Origin of the sequence: Aeromonas molluscorum 848 (genome assembly GCF_000388115.1) — a bacterium.
Classification (GTDB): domain Bacteria; phylum Pseudomonadota; class Gammaproteobacteria; order Enterobacterales; family Aeromonadaceae; genus Aeromonas; species Aeromonas molluscorum.
In genome coordinates this window covers 25598-44819 of record NZ_AQGQ01000010.1, presented here as the reverse complement: position 1 = coordinate 44819, position 19222 = coordinate 25598, and the positions used below count along the sequence as shown (strand labels likewise).

Below are 19222 nucleotides of genomic sequence, written 5' to 3'. Positions count from 1 at the left end.
TAGAAATTCCAGTTGGTGATGGTCGGGTTGTAGAGCTCAAATTCACAACTGATGAGGGTGCAATGAAACACCATAAAAACAGGCGCGGTAGTAAATGTATCCTTAGGGATAGGTATCATCTTGCTGGCGCTGAGGTGATCAAAGATCAATTCGATCCATATTATATATCTCGAGTTTGGGCCAATCCCAGAACCGGAGCTGAACCTGAGTTAGTTTTGCCTGGTTCGATGAGATCAAATAGTTCTTATGGAACAACAATTTTAGATGCGGCAATTATCACAAAAACACTCAATGAAGATGATTATAGGTTTATAGTGACAAAGCTTTTAGATATAATAATTAATCGCCGTACATAAAGGGCTATTGACATGAAGCTAGCAGATAAAAATTCTATCATGGAGCATGCTAAAATTTGGCATGATAAGCCTGTGCATATGTCTGCTGCTTCCCAAATACTCGCTCATCTGGTTGAGCAGCCATTATATAATTTACAACATATAAGTTTCTCTTCAATAAGAAGGATTACTAGCTCAGAGTTAAACGACTACGACCTTATGTCTATCGCAATGTCAATAGCTCTCTTTTCTGGACTTTTAGATATAAAGCATGAACTGATTTTTGATGATGACCAAATTGACATTGATGTCGACGATATAAAGTTGGCAGAGACGTCTGGTTATTTAGTTCATCCTGTTACTGGAAGGGAGGTTAAAGACTACAAAAGTCATATTTTCATTTATTTTGAATGTAGTCGTATGCTATATGAAATGAAAGAGAGTGGCCCTCATGAAAGTGGTAGTGTGGAGACGCTCATATGAATTGCAACATGTCTCTACAAGATATAGAGAGAATGGCACAGCATCCACAATATAAAAGTATGATATTTGAGTGGCGATACAAGACTATGGGCATTGAGCAAAGCTACTCTGATTTTGCGGACAGGATAGAATGTGAAATTGAAAATATAGTATTGGATATTGAGTCTAATAGACCATATTACACAGGAAGTGAGGAGGACCAAATATCTTCCCATATCGTCAGTATGCTTAAGCAAAAGTGCATAGATGCCACTCATGGCACTTTTTATGCGGGGTCTACAGACATTTTGGTAAAACATGGGAGTTGTCAGTGGATCGGTGAGGCAAAGTGGCACAGAAGCGATGACAATATTCAAGAAGGTATGAGACAACTATCTACAAGATATAGTAGTGGTTCTGATAAATGCTGTCGGGGTGGTCTGATAATATATAATAACACCTCTAATTTGAATGAAAAGATAGCCCGCCTCAAAAAACACTGGGAAGATAATGGTACTAAAGAGTACATAAATATGAAAGTGTGCACATGTCCTAAATCTTCTAGTGCATTTTTGACTACGCATGAACACTGCTCTTCTGGTCTTTCTTATCTAGTGAGACATCGCTGGATATCTCTTCATCATGACCCACAAGATAAAAGCGCCAAAGCTAAGAAAAAGTAGCATCGCAGGTACGCTTTTCGAAGCGTAATCGAACCTGCATACTCGTCCTCAATAAAAATCCTTTCCTGTAATCTTAAAGTGGCGATATATCTTCAGCAGTCTGAGGATGACCTGCTGTGTATCGACATAAGACAAAGCGATGATGCTTACTTAAAAAATATAAATTTGCACAATGCATATTGTTTTAGGGCCGTAGGTTCGATTAGCGAAGCGTAATCGGACGATCGCGTAATCGGACGTTCACCCTTGAGAAAAAGCCTGGGACATCCACCTTTCTGGGTAAGCCGTAGTCAGGTCGTTGGTGGGGTGACGGATGGTGGCTCTGGGGCCGGGTCGGGCGTAGCAAGATGACGGAGGAGCCTGGGAGGAGTCTGGGACACCCACCTTTTTGGGTAAGCCGTTGCCAGGCTGGTTGTCGAGAAAATCCGGGACACCCATCTTTTTGAGCAAGCCGTAGCCTGGGTGAGACAATGCGGGCATGGCATCTATATCTTGGTCAAATATGGCGTCGATATGGTTGAGTAAAATGTTGTAGTTGAGCATGGGTTCGGGTTTTTCAATATCAACCAACAGCCCTGGACGCCGCGCTACAGCTTGCTCATATAGCATATGGTTAAGACAGGATGGCAGGAAAAATGTTGAAAATATGCAGTGCCAACAGACATAGAAATGCTCCCGGTTCAGGAGCATAATTTCAATTTTCTATCTCAAAGTTAAATTGATCAGGACAAATTTCATCTAAGAGGTGTCAAATAACCCACTCCACACTAAGGACCAATCCATAGCATGCCCCAATGCGGATGTTGACTCGTATAGCTCTATTTTAAACGCAGATCGTTTTTGACGGAGGTGACACCGTTGACGCCTTTGGCGGCAACCACAGCCTTGTTGATATTGGCGCTATCCTTAACAAAACCGCTCAGCTGTACGACGCCTTTGAAGGTTTCCACATTGATTTCAGTCGATTTCAGGTTTGGATCATTGAATATTGCTGCAATAACCTTGGTGGTAATGACAGAGTCATCGACATATTCTCCAGTCCCTTCCTTGGTTGTAGTGGATGCACAACCTACCGCAGTGATCAGAACGGCGATAGCCAGTGGAATTGAAAATATATTTCTAGTTTTCATTTTAGGTTTTACTCCAAGTAATGTTAAATGCTCAAAATTAAAATATGAAATTCCCGTTCAATGAAAAATATCGTTTCCGTGAATGCTGTCGACTCGCATGAAATTACTGAAAATAATGACATCAACACACTTATCACATTAAGCTGCCAGTGCATTATGGATTGGCTTGTTACGTTCTAATCTACGGCTATGCAATATTGTTGTCTGTGCGCTAACGAACATGACTGTCAGTTATCTTGTGAGTCTGGTGGAGGTGTCTGGGACACCCACCTTTTTATGTAAGTCGTTGCCAAGCTGGTTGTCGATGCGGTGGTGGATAATGGGGCAGGGCTAGACGCAACAAGGTGACTGTTCTGGCACGAAAGCCTCCTTGTTCAGGCAGAACCATGCCCGGCATCGGATGACATGCCGGGGGGGGACATGAAATCGAGGCTATCGATTCAAAGTTGCGGCTGGTGACATCGCCGCTGGCCGCAGTGTTGCGCGAACTGTTGGCAATGCGCTCTGTCGCCCACGGCTCTGATGCCTTGCCGTTTAAACAGCGTCACTTGTCGCAACCATTGCGTTGCATCAAGACCCAGCCGTTGCAGGATGGGCGCAAGGTTAGCCGGAATATGACCCCGTTTGTCTGCTCTAATGGCTCGCCCTGTCCCGTCGACCAGTGCCAGATAGTCGATGAAGGCATAGGGCAGGTAATCAGGCTCGCCTTTACTGGAAAACGGCAGCAACAGTGGTGGTGAAGACGGGGCGGATTGTTCGGCATCAAGACGCTGCTTGATGCTGGTGTAGTCGCTCTCTTCGGGCCGGTCGGCAATCGCTGCCCGTATCGGATTGAGGTCAACGTAGGCCATGCAGGCCAGCAGTGCTGATTCGGTAAGCAGGGCCTGACTTTTAAAGCGCCCCTCCCAGAAATGGCCCTTGCAGCCATCTTCCTGATTGGCCTGTCGGGCCAGGTTTTCATTGAGCAGCCGAACAAACCAACTGATGGAATGCAGGCGCTCGCGCCATTTTCCTATCAGCTGTTCTACCACCACCCGTTCCGGTTCAATCAGTAATTCTCCCTGATACCAACGCCTCACCAGCAGCGGCCACTGAAACAGTGCCGCCCAGCGCTCGGCTACCTCCCGTTCACTCCATCGGTTAGCTGCATCCGGTTCAACCTTGAGCACCAGGTGGTAGTGGTTGTTCATCACCGCATATGCGCAAACACCGATAGCAAACAGCCGTGACAATTGACTCAGCTTGTCGACCACCCATTGGCGCCTGTGCTCATAGCTCTGGCCGGAATGGGTATCTTCACCGCACAAGAAGGCTCGCCGCACGCAGCGACTGACCACATGGTAGTAAGGCGTATCTTGCAGACTGATTTGACGGGAACGGGCAATGGTCATGGCAACCTCCTGCTATCTCTCCTTGAGTCAAGAACAGAGGTGCGACGCTGTCAAAAAGGTGGGTGTCCCAAGATGCTCGTCCCAAGATGCTCCCCAAGATGCTCTGTCTGTGTGTTTGCGTACAGACGGTGCTTGTGGATAGGTCGCATTATCAGGCGTGTCGTTTATGCAGCCCGCATAGAACGTTTAGGAGAAAGAGATGACCATGGGAACCGTTCTACTGATCGTGCTGATCCTGCTATTGGTCGGCGTCATTCCACGCTGGCCGCACAGCCAGGGCTGGGGTTACGCGCCAAGCGGCGCCATTGGACTGGTATTGATCATACTGCTCATCCTGATCTTGCTCGGCAAGATCTAGGCAACTTCACTGCGGAGAAATAAACAGATGCGACATCGCAACATCGTCCTCATTGCCATCTCGCTGCTCTGCACGTTCGGGCTGAGCGGATGCGACAAGCCCGGGTCGGCCGAACAGGCCGGCAAAAACATTGATGAAGCGGCCAGCGAGACTGGCAAAAAGGTGGATGAAACCATCGACAAGTATGAAAGCAAGGTGAGCGAACAAGGTGCCGAGAGTGCCCAAGTCTGGGCTGACACCGAAGTCACCACCAAGGTAAAAGCCGGACTCCTCGGCGAGCCCGGGTTGAAGTCACTGCAGATCAGCGTCGATACCGTCGGAGGCGTCGTCACCCTGACGGGTAAGGCCGATTCGCAAGCCAACAGCGACAAGGCCGGTGCCATCGCGCTGGCGATCGATGGTGTCGAGAATGTCGTCAATCAGCTGACACTCACCGCGACCCAGTAAGAGTCATTCACCCAAGGGGAATATCATGGAAGCGTACGAAGCCTATAGAGAAAAAATGAGCGCCCAGCTCAAGGAGTGGGGCAGCCAGATCAGCCTGCTGGAAGCCAAGATGGATAATCTTTCAGCCGACATGAAAATCAAGCGGACTCACGAAATCCAGGCCTTGCGTGCCAAGCAACATGCCGCTTCCGATCAGATGGAAGTGCTCGGCAAGGAGAGCGGCGAGTCCTGGGAGCAAGTCAAACTGACCGCCGACAAAATATGGAATGACCTGAAGATCGGCCTGGCGGACGCACAGTCGAAATTCAAGTGAGCCGGTCGCTTTGCGCCGCAGGGTCACTCTGATCCAGCGGCGAACACAAGGCATCAACCCATAGTTCCCGCGCAAGCGTAAATCAGGAAGAAAATAGCGAGCCCTCTCGTCATGTCTGCCTCAATGAGGCGGTTATCCATACAGGAAGGGCGACGAACGGCGTGGCCCGATCTCTTGGGGCGTAATGGGCACGGCTGTGCCCATTACGCCGACATCTTTATCGAGGCAGCTTTTCGCTGGCTCGGAGACGCCATCCGGCAGCACATGGCAAATGCGCGCTGGCGGGGTTAGGCGGCTAATTCGTTGCTGAGATCAGGCCCCCTGCCAGCGCTTGAATAGCACGCTGGCATTTACCCCGCCAAAGCCAAAGCCATTGGAGATGGCGTGCTGGATCTGCATGCTGCGGGCAGCCCCCCGTACTATGTCCACGCCGTTGGCGAGCGGGTCGGGTTGTTGCAAGTTGCGGGTTGCTGGCACTATCTGGTCGCGAATGGCCAGTGCGGTGAAGATGGCCTCTATGCCCCCTGCGGCCCCCAGCAGATGACCGGTGGCCGACTTGGTGGAGGTCACCGCAATCTGGTTGTCATCGCCAAAGACGCGTTTGATGGCGGCCAGTTCCCCCTTGTCACCCACAGGGGTTGAGGTGGCGTGGGCATTGAGGTGCTGGACATCCGCCGCCTGGATGCCAGCCTGATGCAGAGCCGCCGCCATGGCGCGGCGCGCCCCGTCGCCATCCTCGGGGCCTGCGGTCAGGTGATAGGCGTCGGCACTGGTGCCATATCCCACCAGTTCCACTATGGGGGTGGCGCCCCGGGCCAGGGCGTGTTCCAGGGATTCAATGACCAGGATCCCGGCCCCTTCGCCCATGACAAAACCATCGCGATCAACATCGAACGGGCGAGAGGCCGATGCGGGATCATCGGCATAGGCTGACGATAGGGCTCGGGCTGCGGCAAACCCGCCCAGACTGACGCGATCTATGGTGGCCTCGGCCCCGCCACAGATGGCGATGTCGGCTTCACCGCAGCGAATGAGGCGGGCGGCATCGCCAATGGCCTGGACCCCTGCGGCGCAGGCCGTTACCGGCGCTCCGAGCGGACCTTTGAAACCGAAGTTGATAGAGACATGACCCGCCGCCATGTTGACCAGAAACGAGGGGATGGTGAAGGGGGACAACCGACGCGGTCCTCGCTCGTCCGTAGTACGCACGGCATCAACGATGGCCGGGAAGCCACCGATGCCCGAGGCGATAATGGTGGCGGTTCGCTCCTGTTCCGCAGCTGTCGCGGGGGCCCAGTTGGCTTGCAGCAGAGCCTCCTTCGCCGCGGCAATGGCAAACAGGATGAAGCGATCCATCTTCTTCTGCTCCTTGGTCGACACCACCGCATCGGGGTCAAACCCCGCCACGGGATCTTCTGCCAGGGAGGGCACCATGGCGCCCACTTTGGCGGCCAGCCCCTCCGTGAATGGCTCCGGCAGGCGGCGCAAGCCGGACTGGCCCGCCAGCAGTCGCTGCCACACCGTCTCCACCCCATATCCAAGCGGAGTCACCGCCCCCATTCCTGTCACAACGATGCGAGTTGAGCTCATGATTCTGATTCCTGTTTCGAAGGGTTGTCGCCGCTCATCGCGCCATTGGCATGGCGCAGACGCTGCTTCATGCCGTCGCTGGCGGTCGGGCCTGGCACCAGTACATGGCGCGAGGGGGAAATTTTTTGACCCGTGCGGCCGTCTATCAGCAGGGGTTCGACCAGTTCGCCAGTCTGGGCATCCATCAACTGGATGCTTGCTCCCTCGGGAGCCAGGTGGTTATTGCCCCAGCTGAGCAGCGCGATCAGCACCGGGCTGAGCTCCTGGCCGCGGGGGGTGAGCACATATTGATAGCGAGGAGGGCGCTCGGAGTAGAGCTGCTTCTCCATCAGCCCCCCCTCGACCAGGGTGGTCAGGCGTCGGGTCAGTATATTGGGGGAGATGCCAAGACTTTTTTGAAATTCATCGAAGCGCGACAGGCCATGCATGGCATCGCGGATAATCAATAGACTCCACCACTCCCCGACGTGATCCAGGGTACGGGCGATGGGACACTGCTGTTCACTCAGACTCTTCTTGCGCATGCTTGATCATCATGTGACTTTCATTATGAAAGTTACAATAAGGCCCTTACTTCCATTATGCAAGTTACTCGTTCCATCCGCTGACTGTTGATGGTGCTTAACATCTTGGGAGGAGGATTTCCGACAGGCTCATGGATGTGATGCCTAGTTCCATAGGAAGCTCCTGTCTGGCATGCTGCACCACACACGCTGTGGGGAGGCTGAGATGTTTCGATGGAAGGTGAGGGGAGGACGCTGGGGGCGCCAGGCCATGTTGGCATTGCTTGCCAGCCTGTTGTTTACCCTCTCCTTTACCCTGTTTCAATACGCCTTCTGGTGGCCGGTGCTGACCGAGGATCCCACTCTGGCATGGGGTGGCATCTTTCAGAGGCGTACCTTTGCCGAACTGGTCATGCCCATGCTGGCGTTCGGTGCCTTGCTGGGCGGGGTCTTTTGGCCGCTGTTTCTGCTGACACCTTGCCTGCTATTGCCACCGCTCTTTGCCGTGCTCTGATTGTGGCAGACCGATGAGACCGCCTTCGTGACCGCCACAGCGTCGACCTGGCAGCCGCTGGAAATCCTTTATGCCTTTGTCCTGCCCCATGTTCATTGGTTGTTGGTGACCCTGGGTCTAGCCCTGTGGTTGATCTGGTCACTGGGTCGGTCGTTGCTTGTCCCCGCGGCAGACGGCCGATAGCTGTCTGGTATAACGACCCCACTCGACACTGGGGCATTCCCCCCTTGCTGATCCTGCATGGCTTCCATGAGGCGATTTGGGCGAACCCGTATTGGTCATTGCCGGCCATGGATGATCCCAAGAGCATGGCGGAGCTGCGCGCCCTGAATCTGCCATGAGTGCAGGGTGGTTGAATCGGCACAGAGCCCGCCATGGCGGCAGGCTCGGCGTTGGGCTATTCGCTCGGGATCTCGGGTTCGACCAGGGCGGCGAGCTGGGTCAGGGACTCCTGCCAGCCGAGATAGCACATCTCGACCGGTATGGCGTCGGGGATCCCGCTCTGTTCGATGGCAAGCTCGGTGCCGCACAGCACCTGGCTGAGGGTGATGGTCACCGCCATCTCCCCCGGCAGATTGGGATCGTCGAAACGGTCCGTGTAGCGCAGGCGTTGGCCCGGCTCCAGCTCGAGATACTGGCCGCCAAAGCCATGGCTGTGGCCGGTGGCAAAGTTGCTGAACGCCATCCTGAAGGTGCCGCCGACGCGGGCCTCCAGGCGCTCTACCCGGCAGGTGAAGCCATGGGGCGGCAGCCATTTGGCGAGCGCCTCCGCCTCAAGAAATGCCCGATAGACCCGCATCGGCGGGGCCTTGAGTACGCGGTGCAGCCGTACTGTTCCTGTTGTCATCATCTATGCCTCGTTGGGGGAGTCGCACCAAGAATAGCCGCCACATCCGGGCGTGCCGTCCAGTTTGGGGATTGGCTTGGCTAACACTGTGATTTTTCAGCAGATTGGCCAGGATTTGATCAAGGTTGCGGTTATTGCCAGCGTTCGCTCATATAATCGCCACCATGAAAATGATTCGGATGGATTCGACAATGCGGCTGATGGCGGCCCTGTGCGGCTTGCTCTGTTCCTGCCTGATCTGGGCGGAGTCCACCCCCTTTGTCCCCCGCCCAGGCGTGCCGTCAGAGGCAGCCCAGCCTCAGGCCAGTCTGGCACCCCTGCTTGACTGGTTTAGCGGCGATTTTGCCAATGCCGAGCAGGCCCGTGATGACGATCGCTTCGCCAGTGCCAGTTTGCGGTTGATGGAGATCTGGCCGGGCAGGCCTGGGGTGCGCTGGATCTACGCCGAGCAGAGCCTGGCAGAGCGCGCCCCGCGCCCCTTTCGCCAGCGCATCTACCGCTTCAGCGAAGCCTCTGGCGGGCGCATACTGATGAGCGAGCTGACCATGCCGCGCGCCACGGACTTTGCCGGTGCCTGGCGTCAGCCTGAGCTGCTCGACTCCCTCACCCCGCAACAGCTCTCCCTGCGCCAGGGCTGCGAGATCTGGTTGCACCGCCAGCCGTCCGGCGAGTATCAGGGGCACAGCGACATTGGCCGTTGCACTACCGATTTCGGCGGCGCCAGCACTCTGGTGCAATACCTCTGGATCGGCCCGGATCGGGTGCGTCTGCTCGATCGTGCCTACGATGAGGGCGGCAAGCTGCGCTGGGGCAGCCCCGGCGAGGGCTATCTCTATCTGCGCAAGATGACTGAGCGGGGGGAGTGAGCCGACCGGTGCTGCATCACGCCGGGATGTCCAGCTCCTGGCGGTGATCGCTGAGGTAGTCGATCAGCAGTCGCAGCCGCAGCGGCATGGGCTCCCTGGCAGGATAGAGCATGTTGACCAGGCGCGGGGCAGGCAGGGCCTCCGGCAAGATCTCCAGCAGGGCGCCGCTGGCCAGCTCCTGACTCAACAAGTCCCTGGGTTGCAGTGCTATTCCCGCATGATTCAGGGCCGCCACCTTGAGGGCGCTGCCATGGTTGCTGATGAAGGGGCTGTCCCACAGGTGCAGCTGCTCGAGGGGAAACTCAGTGGCCAGGCCCGACTGGGTCAACCAGGGCACGAAGCCCAGGCAGTGGTGACGGGCCAGATCCGCGAGCTCGAGCGGGGTGCCGTGCCGTTGCAGGTAGATGGGTGAGGCGCAGAACACCGAGGCCGAGTGGGCCAGCGGCCGGGCTATGTAGGCGGCGTCCTTGGGGGTGCCGACCCGGAAGATGAGGTCGAAGCCGTCGCCGATCACGTCGACCAGCCGATCACAGAGATCCAGCTCGATGCGGATCTGCGGATATCGCGCCATGAAGCGGCACAGCAAGGGGGTCAGCCGATAGCTACCGAAGGTGATGGGGGCATTGATGCGGATCTTGCCCGCCGCCTGGCCGGTGTGGGCCAGGGTGTTCTGCTCCAGCTCCCGGTAGTGTTGCAGCAGGCTCTGGCAACCGCCGAGGTACTCCCTGCCCGCCTCGGTCAGGCTCTGGCGGCGGGTATTGCGGTTGAGCAGGCGGGAGCCGACTCGGGTCTCCAGCCACTTGATGTACTTGCCGATCATGGCCGGCGTCATCTCAAAGCGGTCCGCCACGGCACTGAAGCTGCCCGCGCGTGCGACTTCGACGAAGATCTCGATGGCGGTCAGACGGTCCACTCTAAACTCCTGGTTTATAAAGCCGAGCGCCACTATGTCTGGCTGGCGAAGCGGCTGTCAATATACTGGGCGGCATCCAACCGACCGGGAAATGCCCTGCGATGAGTCTCGAATATTACGCCCTCTACCTGCTGCTCGCCCTGGGGACTGTGCTCAGTCCCGGGCCGGCTGTGATCTACACCATAGGCAACACCCTGACCCGGGGAAGCCGTCACGCCATCGCCGGTTTTGTCGGGGTGGCGGTGGGGATACTGCTGGTGGCGACCCTGGCCTCGCTGGCGGTACTCTGGTTTACCCACTGGCTGGCCGGGGGCCAGCAGATCCTCACCCTGGGTGGCGCCCTCTATCTGCTCTATCTGGGGGTGAACTCCTGGCGTCAGCGCGGGGTCAGCCTTGTGATGGGCGCGAGCTCGGATAGGGATTGCTGGCACAGCTTCGTCAAGGGGGCGCTCATCAGCTTGCTCAACCCCAAGGCGATCATCTTCTTCACCAGCCTGTTTCCCCAGTTCATCGACTTTCGCCAGGGGGCGCTGGGCCAGTGCCTGCTGCTGGCGCTGAGTTTCAGCGCCGTGGTGCTGGTGGTGCACGGCGGCTACTGCCTGGTGTTTCGTTGGGTGGGGCTGCAGGGCTATGGCGATCGCTTCGCCAGGGGCATCAACCGGTTGTCGGCGGTGATGTTTACCGGCTTTGCCCTGTTGCTGTTGGTCAGGGGGCTGAGATAGGCAAGCCTGGAAAGAATGGTGCCGCAATTTGCAGCCTTCGGACCGGGATAAAGAGGAGGGGTATTGACGGGATGGCGCCGTAAAGCACCATCCCGTGCTTGCATCAGAGTCTGAACAGCGGCCGCAGGCGGATGCCGATGAGGCTGCCCGCCAGGGCCATCAGCATCCAGACCCAGCCGTGCAGGCTGCCCGATGCCGTGCCGTCGAAGAAGCCGCCGAGGTTGCAGGCGCTGTACATGGCCCCCATCCCCATCAGCAGACCGCCAATGATGGCCGCCAGGCTGTTGCCTATGCGGATCGGGGCGAAGTTGCCGCCACCGCTCAGGCAGCGTGCCAGCATGGCCCCCAGGATCCCCAGCCAGAACATGCCGACCATGGGGTTGATGAACAGCGGCTGGGCCAGCTTGGGGTTGCCCTCGAACAGGCCGAACAGGGAGGCGCCGCGCAGCGCCATGTCATAGACGGCGCCGGTGATGGTCCAGGCCGAGCCGTGCAGGGCGACCACGGCGGAGTTGAGCAGGGCGATGAGGATGCCGCCGGTCAGCACGGTGAAGCGGCCGTCGCGCCAGAACAGGTTGCCACCGCCGAAGATGGGCTTGAGCTCACCGGTGCGCTTTAATTCACTCCTGCGAAACAGCATGAACAGCACGGCGACCAGCGCCAGGTTGAGCAGCATGCCGCTCCAGATATTGCCGGTCAGATCCTTGGCCAATACCACCTGGCTGGAGAAGGTGGCCTCCAGCTCGGGACGAAACTGGTTGCTGATGAGAGTGCCGATGCCGTAGCAGACCAGCACCAGCCAGAAGCGGGGTTGCCCCTCGCCGCAGCAGTAGAGGGTACCGGTAGCGCAGACTCCCGCTAGCTGCATGCCGATACCGAACAGGAAGGCGCCGACGATGAAGGGCACGCCGATGGCCATGACGTTGCCCACCATGGCATCGCCAAACAGGGCGTGAGTAAAGGAGAGGAAGCAGGTGAACAGCAGAATTTCGATGGCGATGGTAAGCAGGTGAATCCGCACGTAGTAGCTGTTTCGCCTGGTCAGCATCTCGCGCCAGCCGAAGACGATGCCGAAGCGACTGAAGGAGAGGGTGAAGCCGAAGCCGAATCCTAACAGGGCCATCAGGGCCCATTTCATACCGAAGCTGTTGCCGAGCCAGAATAAAGCTCCCCCCGCGAGAGCCACTATGGGGAGCGACCATTGTCGAGCCATGCCGATACATCCGTAACGTTACTGTGGTTAAGGCGTGCATCCTAATCCCACAATGAGTCCGATGCCAGCCATTCGGCGACGGGCGTGCCTGCGTGCCAGATCTAGGCACTCGCCTCGCGGGCCAGCTCCACCAGGATGGAGAGGCTGGGTGGGTGATACCAAACAGCAGGCCGTTGCACTCGGCCGAGCAGATGCTGGGTCCGCGCTATAGCGGAAGTCGTTGGCATGACTTAGATATAGGCACTCGCCTCGCGGGCCAGCTCCATCAGGATGGAGAGGCTGACGGCGCCAAACAACAGGCCGGTGACCAGATTGAGCGGGCGCTGCACCCGGTCGAGCAGGCGCTGCGCGCGCGGGGTGGAGAGGCTCCAGGCCAGCAGGCCGAACCAGGCGAGGGAGAGCAGGAAGAGCTCAATGACCAGCAGGCTGCGGGTCAGGCCGCTCACCTGGGGGGTGATCATGGCCGCCAGCAGACCGACGAAGAACAGCAGCGCCTTGGGATTGAGCAAGTTGGTGGCGAGCCCACGGCGAATACCCTGGGCCAGGCCGCCATGCTCGTTCCCCGCCTGCAATCGCAGGGTGGCACTGCCCTGCCAGGCGGCCTTGAGTGCACCCCAGCCGAGCCAGCCAAGATAGAGGGCGCCCGTCAGTCGCACCAGGTTGAACAACCAGGGGTGTTCGGCAATCAGCAGACTGATGCCGGTTAGGCTGAAGGTGGCGTGCAGCAAGATGGCGAGCGCTATGCCAATGGCGGCACCGATGGCGGTGGGCCTGTGCAAGCTGGTGCGCAGGATAAGCGCAAAATCTGGGCCCGGGCTCGCCAGGGCGATGAGATGGAGGAGTCCTATGGTGACGAACAGACTCTGCATGATGGTGCTTTCCTTACTGTGCTGCATTGAAGAGAGGGCAGCTTGCCACCCTAGCGGTGCGGGTGGCTTGTAAAAGATTGCATCTGCTGGCGGTAATCGGCGGGAGTGAGCCCGAAGGCTTGGCGAAAACCATGGTGGAAGTGGCTCTGATCGAAGAAACCCACTGCCAACGCCACCTCGCTCACCGCCATGCCTCGGGCGAGCAGGGCCTTGCTGCGCTCAAGCCTTAGCCGCTTGAGCCAGGCGTAGGGGGTCATGCCGGTCTTTTTCTTGAACTGGCGCAGGAAGGCGAAGCGATCCAGCCCGAACAGGGCGGCAAGATCCTCCAGGCTGTGGCGCTCGTCGAGGCGATCCAGCAGGTGGCCGCGCAGAAACCTGAGCTGAGGGTCCGCCAGTCTGTGCTCACTTGGCGCTAGTTGCAGCAGATCGCCGAGCAGGGCCAGCAGCGTGCTCTCGGCCAGCAGGCCATCGACCTTCGGCTCCTCGAGGTACATGTGCAGGCGGGCGAAGCCGGTGTAGAGATCCGGTCGCCGCTGCAGCCCTCTGTCGAAAAAGAGCTCGCCACCAGGCAGCCAATCGGCCAGCTGGTTCGGGTCTATGGAGAAGACCCGCACCTCGTACCCTTCCGGCAGCAGGCTCAGACCGTCGTGCATCTCGTCGGGGTTGACGGTGGAAAGCTCACCGCGCACCAGGGCATGGCTCTCTCCCTTGTGGATGAATTTCTGGCCACCGCGCTGCACCAGACCGATGTGATAGTCCAGGTGGACGTGACGGCCATAGCTGAACTCCCGGTGATGGGAGTGGGAGAGTTCCAGGCCCGGCAGATGGGGTGACTGCCAGTAGTGAATGGGGTGCGCGTGCTTCATCCCTGATCAATACCTCAGATTGGCGCAGGGCGCTTGTAGATTATTGCGATCCGGCCCTGGCACCGGTTTGGCAGGCCGCCGCGGGCTGGCCGGGACGGGATGAAAAACACCCGGCAAGTGCCGGGTGTCGGTAGGTTTATTGCGCCGCCGGCTGGGATCGTCGCCTGCTGCTGCGCAGGCCATCCAGGCTGAACAACACCAGGGCGCTCCAGATGCAGGCGAAGGTGATCAGCTTGTCGGTACGCAGCGCCTCGCCGTACAAGGTGACCGCCAGAATGAACATCAGGCTGGGGCCTATGTACTGGAAGAACCCCAGGGTGGAGAACTTGAGCCGGGTCGCGGCGGCGGTGAAGCAGAGCAGGGGAGCCGTGGTGACGGCCCCGGCGGCAATTAGCATCAGGTTGAGGTAGAGGCTGTTGTCCGCCATATGGCTGGTGGGGCTGTCGGCTATGCCCCACAAATAGATGGCCGCCGGGGGCAGCAGGATCAGCGTCTCCAGCAGCAGGCCGGTGAGGGCATCCAGGGCCAGCTTTTTGCGCACCAGGCCATAGAAGGCGAAGGAGCTGGCCAGCACCAGGGCAATCCAGGGCAGGGAGCCAAAGGCGATCAGCTGCACGGCCACCCCTACCACGGCGAGCCCTACCGCCCACCACTGCAAGCGGCGCAGTTTCTCACCGAGGAACACCATGCCGAGCAGCACGTTGAATAGCGGGTTGATGTAGTAACCCAGGCTGGCGTCGAGCATGTGGCCATTGTTGATGGCCCAGATAAACAGCAGCCAGTTGCCGCCCACCACGGTAGAGGTCAGCGCCAGAGTCATCAATACCTTGGGCTTGCGCAGCACGGTCTGCACCTTGGACCACTGGCGCCCGAGCAGCACCAGCACTGCCAGCAGGGCACAGGACCAGATGATGCGGTGAGTGAGGATCTCGGCGGCGGGGACTTCGGCGATCAACTTGAAATAGATGGGCGCTATGCCCCAAAGGGTATAAGCACACAGGGCATAAATGATCCCCTGGCGCTGGATCTGTTGTGACATCTGGCTAACCTTCGCAAAAGAGCGGATGTGACTGACACCGCCAAACGATCAGTTTAGCCATCCTTGCGATGGGAAAGAAGCGATTAAATAGTGATTAACAAGCGAGTGGCCGCCGGGTATGCGGCTATCTGGGCCCGCCTCGGCGGATCTTGTCGATATCCAGCAGCAGCCACAGCATGAGGACCAGGGCCGAGATCCAGGGGCCCCAGGTAACATAGGCTTCCCCTTGACCCAGCAGGAAAAACAGCAGTGGCAGCCCTATCACCAGCAGCAGCACGCTTCCCACGAGAAACAACATTTTTTCTTAATATTTAATGGTTTGTGTAGCTGATTATTATATCAGTCTCGCGAGGTGAGGGAAGGGTAAACATGACAAAGGGGGCCTTGGCCCCCTGTTTATCGACAAAATGCGTATTTTCAGGATTCGAGCTGGATCCAGGTGCTCTTGAGCTCGGTGTATTTTTCCAGCGCATGCAACGACTTGTCACGACCATTGCCAGATTGCTTGAAGCCGCCGAACGGCATCGTCATGTCACCGCCATCCCAATTGTTGACGAACACGGTGCCGGCACGCAGGGCCCGGGAGCCCTTGATCGCCTTGTTGAGATCTGCGGTCCAGATGGCGGCTGCCAGGCCGTAGTCGGTGTCGTTGCCCAGGGCGATCGCCTCCTCAAGGGTATCGAAGCCGGTGATGGCGAGCACGGGGCCGAAGATCTCCTCGCGGAAGATGCGCATCTGGGGGGTCACCTCATCGAAGATGGTGGGGGCTATGTAGAAGCCACCGCTCTCCTCCCGGGTACGCTGGCCGCCGAGCAGCAGCTTGGCGCCCTCCTGCTTGCCTATCTCTATGTAGCGCAATACCTGCTCCATCTGGATGCCATCGACCATGGCGCCGATGCGGGTGGCGGGATCCTGGGGATCTGCCGAGACCCACTCACGGGCATGGGCCAGCAGCCGCTCGATGAAGTCGCTCTTGATGCTGTTTTGCACCAGCAGGCGGGAGGCTGCGGTGCACACCTCCCCCTGGTTGTAGAAGATGGCGCCGGCCGCACTCTTGGCGGCAGCGTCCAGATCCGGAGCATCCGCCAGTATGATGTTGGGGCTCTTGCCGCCGCACTCCATGAAGGCGCGTTTCAGGTTCGACTTGCCGGAGCACTGCACCAGATGTTTGCCGACCTTGGTGGAGCCGGTGAAGGTGATGCAGTCCACGTCCATGTGCATGGCGAGCGCCTCGCCCACGGTATGACCAAAGCCCGGCAACACGTTGAATACGCCATCCGGAATGCCCGCTTCTTTGGCGATCCCGGCGATGCGCAGGGCGGTGAGGGGGGATTTTTCGGACGGTTTGAGGATGACGGAGTTGCCGGTGGCGAGCGCCGGGCCCAGCTTCCAGCATGCCATCACCAGGGGGAAGTTCCAGGGGACGATGGCGGCCACTACGCCCAACGGCTCGCGGGTCACCAGGGCCAGGGCGCCCTCTTCGACCGGGGCGACCTCGTCATACAACTTGTCGATGGCCTCGCCATTCCAGGCGATGCAGTTGGCGGCGGCGGGGGCATCGTAACCCATGGCGTCCGAGATGGGCTTGCCCATGTCCAGGGATTCCAGCAGAGCCAGCTCGACCCGGTGGAGCCTCATCAGTTCGGCGAAGCGCTGCAGTACCAGCTTGCGCTCCTTGGGGGACTGACCCGCCCAGCGCCTGTCATTGAAAGCGGCGCGGGCGGCGCTGACCGCCAGCTCCGCATCGGCGGCATCACAGGCGGCAACTTTTGCCAGCAACTGGCCATTGGCGGGGTTGATGCAATCAAAGGTGGCACCATCGACGGCATCTCTATAGTTGCCATCGATGAAAGCCTGGGTGGGGAGGGTCAACTGGGCCTGTCGGTACTGCCACTGGGCCAGGTTCATGTCACTCATGTTCGCTCCTTGAACGTGCAAAGGTTGTCCGCGTATCAATATGCTAAACATTTTGCCGTCTGTAAATCCAGGTTGTAACAATTCCTTAAACAGGGATGTTGACAGGTACCCGGCATAGCGGCCCACCCTGGCCCGAGATTGGGATCAGAAAGTGGCCGGGGTGTTGGCCGAAATCAGCACGCACTCCTGCTCATCGACGTTGCGAAAACGATGGGGGGTACGGCTGTCGAAGTAGTAACCATCACCGGCGCCGAGCAGGTGGATCTGTTCGCCTATGGTCACCTCGACCTGGCCCTTGATGATGATGCCGCACTCTTCGCCATCGTGACTGAGCATGTCGTCACCTGTGTCGGCGCCAGGGGGCAATATCTCTTGCAGCATGCCGATGGCGCGGTTGGCGCGACTGTGGCCGACCAGGCGGTAGCTGATGGGGTGGCTGCCAAGATCCGGCATGTCGGCGGCGCGAAATACCACCTCGGAATCCAGGGCCGTCTCGTCGGTGAAGAAGCTGGCCAGGGACATGGGAATGCCCGCCAGCACCTTGCGCAGGGAGGCGACCGAGGGGCTGACTTGATTCTTTTCTATCTGGGAGATAAAGCCATTGGTCACCCCCGAGCGTTTGGCGAGTTCACGCTGGGACAGGGCCGCCTTGGTGCGGACCGCCTTGAGGCGCTGACCTATATCCATCCTTCTGTTCTCCTCGAGTGTTTACTATTATTGAATTTGTGTTAAATATCTTATACCACCCTGGTCGGGGTGACACCATCACTGGGCAGCATAGCGCCCTTTTTTATGGATACAGGTGTTTAATTTAATAGGCGCTCGCCAAGAGTAGCTAAACACCTTAAGGATGAGGTGACCATGAAAGTTGTCAGTGACATCAATACGCCGGCGGACATGTCCGCGTTCTGGATGCCCTTCACCGCCAATCAGCAGTTCAAGGCGGCGCCACGCATCCTCAAGTCTGCCGAGGGCATGTATTATCGCGCAGAGGATGGCCGCAAGATACTGGACGGCACCGCTGGCCTCTGGTGTTGCAATGCGGGTCATGGTCGCCGTGAAATCGCCGAGGCGGTCTCCCAGCAGATCGCCCACCTCGATTTCGCCCCCACCTTCCAGATGGGGCATCCCCTGCCGTTCGAACTCGCCAACCAGCTGGTAGAGATAGCCCCCAAGGGCTTCGGCCATGTCTTCTTCACCAACTCGGGGTCCGAATCGGTGGATACGGCGCTGAAGATTGCGCTGGCCTGGCAACGGGCCCGGGGCCAGGGGACTCGCACCCGCCTGATTGGCCGTGAGCGCGGCTATCACGGGGTGGGTTTTGGCGGCATCTCGGTCGGCGGCATCCCCGGCAACCGCAAGTGGTTCGGTTCCCTGCTCGGCGGGGTGGACCATCTGCCCCACACCCTCGATATTGCCAAGAATGCCTTCACCAAGGGCCTGCCAGCAGAAAATCTGACCCTGGCCGACGAACTGGAAAAGATAGTCTTCCTTCATGATGCCAGCAATATAGCGGCGGTCATCGTCGAGCCCATCGCCGGTAGCACGGGGGTCATCATGCCGCCCAAGGGCTATCTCAAGCGGCTGCGGGAGATCTGCACCAAGCACGGCATACTGCTCATCTTCGACGAGGTGATCACCGGTTTCGGCCGCCTCGGCGCCCCCTTCGCCGCCCAGGAGTTCGATGTGTTGCCGGATATCATCACCTGTGCCAAGGGGCTCACCAATGGTGCCATCCCCATGGGCGCCGTGCTGGTACAAAGCCACATCTATGACGACATGATGAGTGCGGGCAAGGGAGCCATCGAGCTGTTTCACGGCTACACCTATTCGGGTCACCCGGTGGCCGCCGCTGCCGGGCTCGCCACCCTGGAAATCTACCGCAACGAGAACCTGCTGCACCGCGCCGCCGAGCTGGCCGATTACTGGCAGGAGGCCGCGCATTCGCTGAAGGGCTGCAAGCATGTCAAAGATGTGCGCAACTACGGTCTGGTGGCGGGTATAGAGCTGGAACCTATGGCGGGGGCACCTGGCAAGCGTGCCTATGAGGTGTTCGTGCGCTGCTTCGAGAAAGGGGCCCTGATCCGAGTCACTGGCGACATCATCGCCCTGTCGCCACCGCTGATCATCGAGCACAGCGAGATAGATGACCTATTTACCCTGCTGCAGGACGTCCTGCAGGCTCAGGAGTGATCAACACATAGTACTGAATCCACTGCCCGCGCGTGGCGAGCAGTGGCCTGC

Annotated in this window: 24 protein-coding genes; 10 read left to right on the top strand and 14 right to left on the bottom strand. The window is 58.2% G+C overall.

What is annotated here, in order from left to right; translation table 11 throughout:
- From G113_RS20910 to G113_RS20905, 3 genes are all read left to right on the top strand, one after another.
- Window positions 1–356: hypothetical protein (locus G113_RS20910; RefSeq protein ID WP_236611708.1), on the top strand; the 356-nt coding region annotated here is incomplete at its 5' end.
- A gap of 12 nt (window positions 357–368) precedes the next feature.
- A complete protein-coding gene (locus G113_RS03390; protein WP_005893536.1) occupies window positions 369–818 on the top strand; it encodes a hypothetical protein in 450 nt (149 codons plus the stop codon).
- A gap of 8 nt (window positions 819–826) precedes the next feature.
- A complete protein-coding gene (locus G113_RS20905; RefSeq protein ID WP_152435937.1) occupies window positions 827–1480 on the top strand; it encodes a hypothetical protein in 654 nt (217 codons plus the stop codon).
- Window positions 1481–1720: 240 nt separating this feature from the next.
- Here the strand turns inward: G113_RS20905 and G113_RS03385 are convergent, their stop codons facing one another.
- From G113_RS03385 to G113_RS03375, 3 genes are all read right to left on the bottom strand, one after another.
- Window positions 1721–2170 carry a hypothetical protein gene (locus G113_RS03385; protein ID WP_005893534.1) on the bottom strand — a complete coding sequence of 150 codons (450 nt, stop codon included), beginning with the start codon at window positions 2168–2170 and terminating at the stop codon, window positions 1721–1723.
- A 128-nt stretch (window positions 2171–2298) separates the two neighbouring features.
- Entirely contained in the window at window positions 2299–2610 is a 312-nt protein-coding gene (locus G113_RS03380; RefSeq protein ID WP_005893531.1) for a BON domain-containing protein, read from the bottom strand.
- A 440-nt stretch (window positions 2611–3050) separates the two neighbouring features.
- The gene (locus tag G113_RS03375; protein WP_005893529.1) at window positions 3051–4001 is read right to left on the bottom strand and encodes a transposase; all 951 of its coding nucleotides are present in this window, start codon (window positions 3999–4001) and stop codon (window positions 3051–3053) included.
- A 205-nt stretch (window positions 4002–4206) separates the two neighbouring features.
- On the opposite strand from G113_RS03375, the gene G113_RS20380 reads away from it, so the two are divergent.
- Genes G113_RS20380 through G113_RS03365 form a run of 3 tightly spaced genes read left to right on the top strand, consistent with a single transcriptional unit; the run spans window position 4207 to window position 5119 of the window.
- Window positions 4207–4359 carry a DUF3309 family protein gene (locus G113_RS20380; protein WP_201764981.1) on the top strand — a complete coding sequence of 51 codons (153 nt, stop codon included), beginning with the start codon at window positions 4207–4209 and terminating at the stop codon, window positions 4357–4359.
- Between the two features lie 27 nt (window positions 4360–4386).
- A complete protein-coding gene (locus tag G113_RS03370; RefSeq protein ID WP_005893525.1) occupies window positions 4387–4806 on the top strand; it encodes a BON domain-containing protein in 420 nt (139 codons plus the stop codon).
- A 25-nt stretch (window positions 4807–4831) separates the two neighbouring features.
- Entirely contained in the window at window positions 4832–5119 is a 288-nt protein-coding gene (locus G113_RS03365; protein ID WP_040318859.1) for a sll1863 family stress response protein, read from the top strand.
- A gap of 312 nt (window positions 5120–5431) precedes the next feature.
- Here the strand turns inward: G113_RS03365 and fabF are convergent, their stop codons facing one another.
- Both fabF and G113_RS03355 read right to left on the bottom strand, forming a co-directional pair.
- A complete protein-coding gene (gene fabF / locus G113_RS03360; RefSeq protein WP_005893520.1) occupies window positions 5432–6709 on the bottom strand; it encodes a beta-ketoacyl-ACP synthase II in 1278 nt (425 codons plus the stop codon).
- Complete coding sequence (locus G113_RS03355; RefSeq protein WP_005893518.1) at window positions 6706–7233, bottom strand: winged helix-turn-helix transcriptional regulator; 528 nt, start codon at window positions 7231–7233, stop codon at window positions 6706–6708. Before G113_RS03355 ends, fabF begins: the two co-directional genes overlap by 4 nt.
- Before the next feature lie 205 nt (window positions 7234–7438).
- Between G113_RS03355 and G113_RS21690 the strand changes: the two genes are divergently transcribed.
- Entirely contained in the window at window positions 7439–7726 is a 288-nt protein-coding gene (locus tag G113_RS21690; RefSeq protein WP_236611707.1) for a hypothetical protein, read from the top strand.
- A 397-nt stretch (window positions 7727–8123) separates the two neighbouring features.
- Here G113_RS21690 and G113_RS03345 read toward each other — a convergent pair whose 3' ends face one another.
- Window positions 8124–8573 (bottom strand): SRPBCC family protein, encoded by a 450-nt coding sequence (locus G113_RS03345; protein WP_040318863.1) that lies wholly within the window; start codon window positions 8571–8573, stop codon window positions 8124–8126.
- Between the two features lie 179 nt (window positions 8574–8752).
- Between G113_RS03345 and G113_RS03340 the strand changes: the two genes are divergently transcribed.
- Entirely contained in the window at window positions 8753–9439 is a 687-nt protein-coding gene (locus G113_RS03340; protein ID WP_236611706.1) for a chromophore lyase CpcT/CpeT, read from the top strand.
- Between the two features lie 16 nt (window positions 9440–9455).
- On the opposite strand, the gene G113_RS03335 is transcribed toward G113_RS03340, so the two are convergent.
- The gene (locus G113_RS03335; RefSeq protein ID WP_005893512.1) at window positions 9456–10352 is read right to left on the bottom strand and encodes a LysR family transcriptional regulator; all 897 of its coding nucleotides are present in this window, start codon (window positions 10350–10352) and stop codon (window positions 9456–9458) included.
- Between the two features lie 101 nt (window positions 10353–10453).
- On the opposite strand from G113_RS03335, the gene G113_RS03330 reads away from it, so the two are divergent.
- A complete protein-coding gene (locus G113_RS03330; RefSeq protein WP_005893510.1) occupies window positions 10454–11074 on the top strand; it encodes a LysE family translocator in 621 nt (206 codons plus the stop codon).
- A gap of 103 nt (window positions 11075–11177) precedes the next feature.
- Here G113_RS03330 and G113_RS03325 read toward each other — a convergent pair whose 3' ends face one another.
- The 7 genes from G113_RS03325 to G113_RS03300 form a co-directional block, all read right to left on the bottom strand.
- Window positions 11178–12287, bottom strand: coding sequence for a YeeE/YedE thiosulfate transporter family protein (locus G113_RS03325; protein ID WP_236611705.1), 1110 nt, complete (start codon window positions 12285–12287; stop codon window positions 11178–11180).
- 230 nt (window positions 12288–12517) lie between these two features.
- Window positions 12518–13159, bottom strand: a complete 642-nt coding sequence (locus G113_RS03320; RefSeq protein ID WP_161618901.1) for a LysE family translocator — start codon at window positions 13157–13159, stop codon at window positions 12518–12520.
- Between the two features lie 47 nt (window positions 13160–13206).
- Window positions 13207–14022, bottom strand: a complete 816-nt coding sequence (locus tag G113_RS03315; RefSeq protein WP_005893503.1) for an AraC family transcriptional regulator — start codon at window positions 14020–14022, stop codon at window positions 13207–13209.
- Between the two features lie 136 nt (window positions 14023–14158).
- Entirely contained in the window at window positions 14159–15061 is a 903-nt protein-coding gene (gene rarD / locus G113_RS03310) for an EamA family transporter RarD (protein ID WP_005893499.1), read from the bottom strand.
- Between the two features lie 124 nt (window positions 15062–15185).
- Entirely contained in the window at window positions 15186–15359 is a 174-nt protein-coding gene (locus G113_RS21440) for a hypothetical protein (protein ID WP_005893497.1), read from the bottom strand.
- 119 nt (window positions 15360–15478) lie between these two features.
- Window positions 15479–16978, bottom strand: a complete 1500-nt coding sequence (locus G113_RS03305; RefSeq protein ID WP_005893495.1) for an aldehyde dehydrogenase — start codon at window positions 16976–16978, stop codon at window positions 15479–15481.
- Window positions 16979–17122: 144 nt separating this feature from the next.
- On the bottom strand, window positions 17123–17665 hold the full coding sequence (locus G113_RS03300; RefSeq protein WP_005893493.1) for a cupin domain-containing protein: 543 nt from the start codon (window positions 17663–17665) through the stop codon (window positions 17123–17125).
- Between the two features lie 174 nt (window positions 17666–17839).
- Here G113_RS03300 and G113_RS03295 point away from each other — a divergent pair, with 174 nt between their 5' ends.
- Window positions 17840–19171: an aspartate aminotransferase family protein gene (locus G113_RS03295; RefSeq protein WP_005893491.1), complete on the top strand. Its 1332-nt coding sequence runs from the start codon at window positions 17840–17842 to the stop codon at window positions 19169–19171.
- The last annotated feature ends 51 nt before the right edge of the window (window positions 19172–19222 follow it).